Origin of the sequence: Pseudomonas sp. Pseusp97 (genome assembly GCF_047304025.1) — a bacterium.
Taxonomy (GTDB): Bacteria; Pseudomonadota; Gammaproteobacteria; order Pseudomonadales; family Pseudomonadaceae; genus Pseudomonas.
Genome location: NZ_JBGLYK010000342.1, coordinates 1 through 3811, shown reverse-complemented (window position 1 = coordinate 3811; position 3811 = coordinate 1). Strand labels below are relative to the sequence as shown.

The window sequence follows — 3811 nt, the reverse complement described above, 5'->3', positions numbered from 1 at the left end:
CTCGCGAACAGGCCCCGCAGCGGAATCGGTTCGCGAGCAAGCTCGCTCCTACAGGTCCGTGTAAGGTCAAAGAAAAGGCCCGCATTGCGCGGGCCTTCTTCGTGGCGGGGCGGATCAGACGCGGAAGCGGCTGACCAGTACCTGCAGCTCGTTGCCCAGGCGCGCCAGCTCCACGCTGGAGGCGGCGGTTTCCTCACTGGCGGCGGCGGTCTGCTCGGAGATGTCGCGCACGTTCATCACGCTGCGGTTGATTTCCTCGGCCACGGCGCTCTGCTGCTCGGAAGCGGCGGCGATCTGCTGGTTCATCGACTGGATGGTCGACACGGTACGGGTGATGGCGCCCAGTCGCTCGCCGGCGCGGCGGGTCAGGTCGACGGTGCTGACGGTCAGATCGCGGCTGGTCTCCATCATCTGCACGGCCTGCTGGGTGCCGCTCTGCAGCCCGGCGATCAGCTCCTCGATCTCCTCGGTGGAAGACTGGGTGCGCTGCGCCAGGCCGCGCACCTCATCGGCTACCACGGCGAAGCCACGGCCGGCGTCGCCCGCGCGGGCGGCTTCGATGGCGGCGTTGAGCGCCAGCAGGTTGGTCTGCTCGGCCACGGCCTTGATCACGTCCAGCACGCTGCCGATCTTCTCGCTTTCACGCTTGAGCTTGAGCACCGACTCGTTGGTACGGCCGACTTCGCCGGCCAGGCGGTCCATCTGGTTCACCGCTTCGTTCACCGCGCCTTCGCCATCACGAGCCTGGCGGTCGGCAGTGGCCGCGGCCTCGGAGGCCTCCTCGGCGTTGCGTGCGACTTCCTGCACGGTGGCGGCCATCTCGTTCATGGCGGTGGCGACCTGGTCGGTCTCGACCTTCTGGTTGTTCACCCCGGCGCTCGTCTGCTCGGTAACGGCGGACAGCTCCTCGGCGGCGCTGGCGATCTGCGTCACGCCGTCGTGGATGCGGCCGATCAGTTCGCGCAGGGAGAGGTTCATGCGCTGCATGCTCTTCTGCAACTGGCCCAGCTCGTCGTTGCGGGTGGTGGAAATGTCGCGGCTGAGGTCGCCATCGGCGATGCGTTCGGCATGGCCCAGCACGTCGCGCAGCGGATTGACGATCTGCCCGGTGATGACCCAGGCGGCAATGGTGCCCAGCACCAGGGCGATGAATGCGGCGAGGCCCAGCAGGGTCTTGGCCTGGGCGACGCCAGCGTCGCGCTTGGCGGTCTGGGTGGCGGTCAGTTCGGCGCTGAGCTTCTCGATCTGCTGGCCGGCGTCACGCATGCGGTCGCGTGCCGCCTGGCTGTCGTTGACCTCGTTGCGGTAGTTGGTCAGCGCGTTGCGGTAGGTCTCCAGCGCATCGAGGGTGGCGCGGAACTCACCGGCGAGCTCGGCCGGCGAGGTGCTCATGTCGCTCTTCACGCCGTCAATCAGCTTCTGCAGGCCGGCGAAGGCGGCCTGCTCGAGGTTCTGCGCGTCGGTGCTGGTGTAGGCCATGACCTGCAGGCGCGCCTGCATGACGGAGCGGCCGAGGCCGGCGAGGTCCTGCAGGTGTTGCAAGCCCTCGGGATTGCCGCTGCTGACCAGCTTCTGTTCGGCCTTCTGCATGCCTTCGCTGACGGCGCTGGCGGCCTGGATCAGTACCTGCTTGGCGGCGTCGCGCTCTTCGAAGGATTTCACCAACTGGGCATACAGCCGGCGGTACTCCGCGCTCAGCTCGTGCTGCTGGTCGATGACGCGACGATCCTCCGCCTCGGTGAAGCGCTCATTCAATGAGCGATGGCGTGCATCGAGCTTGTCCAGCGTATCGACCACCGCCTTGGCATCTTCCGGCGCGCGGGTGGACTGGAATTTCAGACGGGCGATGCGCAGGTCCTTGGCGATCGCGATCAGCTCGGAAATCTCGCCGAGCTTGTCGCCACGGCTGATGACGTTGCTCAGGTTGATCCAGCCGGTGAGGGCGATCAGCAGGGTGAGCAGCAGCACCAGGCCGAAGCCCGAGGCAAGTTTGAGTTTGACAGTCAGGTTGTTGAACCAGCGAAACATGAGGGGGCGCTCCAGCGTTGAACAGGGCCGGTACGCATGGCTGAGCAGGAAATGCGCAGAGTGGGGACGACCGGTAGCCCAGATATCGGCTTGGCCGCCGGGAACTGAAGCGTCTGGCGTTATTTTTCTGACTGGTGGTTCACGCTGGAGGCCGCGTGGTTACTGGCCTCTAGCCATTTGCCGTTAGTACAGTCGTGCCAGAAGTGCGGTCACGGCGGTCTCGACGCGCAGGATGCGTTCGCCCAGTTGCACGGGGTTCAGACCGGCTTCGCGCAGCTTGTCCACCTCGTAGGGAATCCAGCCGCCTTCGGGGCCGATGGCCAGGGTCACCGGCTCGCTCAGCGCCCGCGGGCACTCGGGCCAGGGGCCGGGATGGCCGATCAGGCCGAGGCTGCCGGCGGCCAGCGCGGGCAGGCGATCCTCGACGAAGGGCTTGAAGCGTTTCTCGATGATCACCTCGGGCAGAACGGTGTCGCGGGCCTGCTCCAGGCCCAGGATCAGTTGCTCGCGAACGGCCTCGGGTTCGAGGAACGGCGTCTGCCAGAAGCTCTTCTCCACCCGGTAGCTGTTGAGCAGCACCAGGCGCGGCACGCCCATGGCGGCGACGGTCTGCAGCACGCGGCGAAGCATCTTCGGGCGGGGCAGGGCGAGCAGCAGGGTGAGTGGCAGCTTGGCTGGCGGAGCCTGGTCGAAGCTGACCTGCAGCTCGGCCTCGTTGGCTTCCAAGCGCAGCAGGCGGCCTTCGCCCATCAGGCCGCCGAGGCGGCCGACGCGCATCCGGTCGCCGCTTTCGGCGCGGTGGACTTCCTGCATGTGGGTCAGGCGGCGGTCGCGCAGGACCACGCGGTCCGCCGCCACGAAGTCGGCGTCGTCGAGCAGCAGCAGGTTCACGGGCGGGTGGCCGGAGGCTGGTCGCCCTTGGATTCTTCCTCTTGCGCGCCGCGCTTGCGGATGAGGTGGCTGAACAGCACGCCAGCCTCGAACAGCAACCACATCGGCACCGCCAGCAGGGTCTGCGACAGCGGGTCCGGCGGGGTGAGGATCATGCCGACCACGAAGCAGCCGATGATCACGTAGGGACGGATCTTCTTCAGGTAGGCCACGTCGACCACCCCGATCCACACCAGCAGCACGGTGGCCACGGGGATTTCGAAGGCCACGCCGAAGGCGAACAGCAGGGTGAGGAAGTCCAGGTAGCTGTTGATGTCGGTCATCGGCGTCACGCCTTCCGGGGCCTGGCCGAGGAAGAAGTGGAACATCAACGGGAACACCATGAAGTAGGCGAAGGCCATGCCCGCGTAGAACAGCACGATGCTGGAGGCCAGCAGCGGCAGGGCGACGCGCTTCTCGTGCTTGTACAGCCCCGGCGCGATGAAGCCCCAGACCTGGCCGAGAATCACCGGCATGGCGAACAGCACGGCGACGATCATGGTCAGTTTCAGCGGCGCGAGGAAGGCCGACGCCGGGTCGATGGCGATCATGGTCGCGCCTTCGGGCAGGAAGCGCCGCAACGGCTCGGAGGCCAGCGCGTAGATTTTCTGCGAGAAGTACAGCAGGCCGATGAAGATCACGAAGATCGCGATCACGCAACGCAGCAGGCGGTTGCGCAGTTCGGTCAGGTGCGAGACCAGGGGCATTTCCTGGTCGTGTTCGGGCTGGTCGGGCTTTTCGGCGCTCATGGGGTACGCGGCGTCTCGGACGAAGCGGGCGGCTGGCTCGCGGCGGTCGGCTGGCCTGACTGGTCGGCTTCCGGCGCCTGCGGTGCAGCGGCAGGAACCTGCGG

At 66.9% G+C, this 3811-nt stretch carries 3 protein-coding genes and 1 pseudogene; all 4 read right to left on the bottom strand.

From position 1 onward, the window contains the following. Positions 1-114: 114 nt before the first annotated feature. The 4 genes and pseudogenes from ACCC94_RS28475 to tatC all read right to left on the bottom strand — a co-directional run bounded on the left by ACCC94_RS28475 (position 115) and on the right by tatC (position 3707). The gene (locus tag ACCC94_RS28475; RefSeq protein WP_413352943.1) at positions 115-819 is read right to left on the bottom strand and encodes a methyl-accepting chemotaxis protein; all 705 of its coding nucleotides are present in this window, start codon (positions 817-819) and stop codon (positions 115-117) included. A 216-nt stretch (positions 820-1035) separates the two neighbouring features. Next, positions 1036-2028: pseudogene (locus ACCC94_RS28470) on the bottom strand (methyl-accepting chemotaxis protein); the annotation flags it as partial. 183 nt (positions 2029-2211) lie between these two features. Then, the gene (locus tag ACCC94_RS28465) at positions 2212-2919 is read right to left on the bottom strand and encodes a 16S rRNA (uracil(1498)-N(3))-methyltransferase (RefSeq protein WP_413352942.1); all 708 of its coding nucleotides are present in this window, start codon (positions 2917-2919) and stop codon (positions 2212-2214) included. Next, positions 2916-3707, bottom strand: coding sequence for a twin-arginine translocase subunit TatC (gene tatC, locus ACCC94_RS28460; protein WP_413352940.1), 792 nt, complete (start codon positions 3705-3707; stop codon positions 2916-2918). Before tatC ends, ACCC94_RS28465 begins: the two co-directional genes overlap by 4 nt. Positions 3708-3811 lie beyond the last annotated feature (104 nt).

Excerpts from the sequence above, each read along its gene's own strand:
- ACCC94_RS28475 (WP_413352943.1), bottom strand. The coding sequence starts at position 819 with ATGGCCGCCACCGTGCAGGAAGTCGCACGCAACGCCGAGGAGGCCTCC.
- tatC (WP_413352940.1), bottom strand. The coding sequence starts at position 3,707 with ATGAGCGCCGAAAAGCCCGACCAGCCCGAACACGACCAGGAAATGCCC.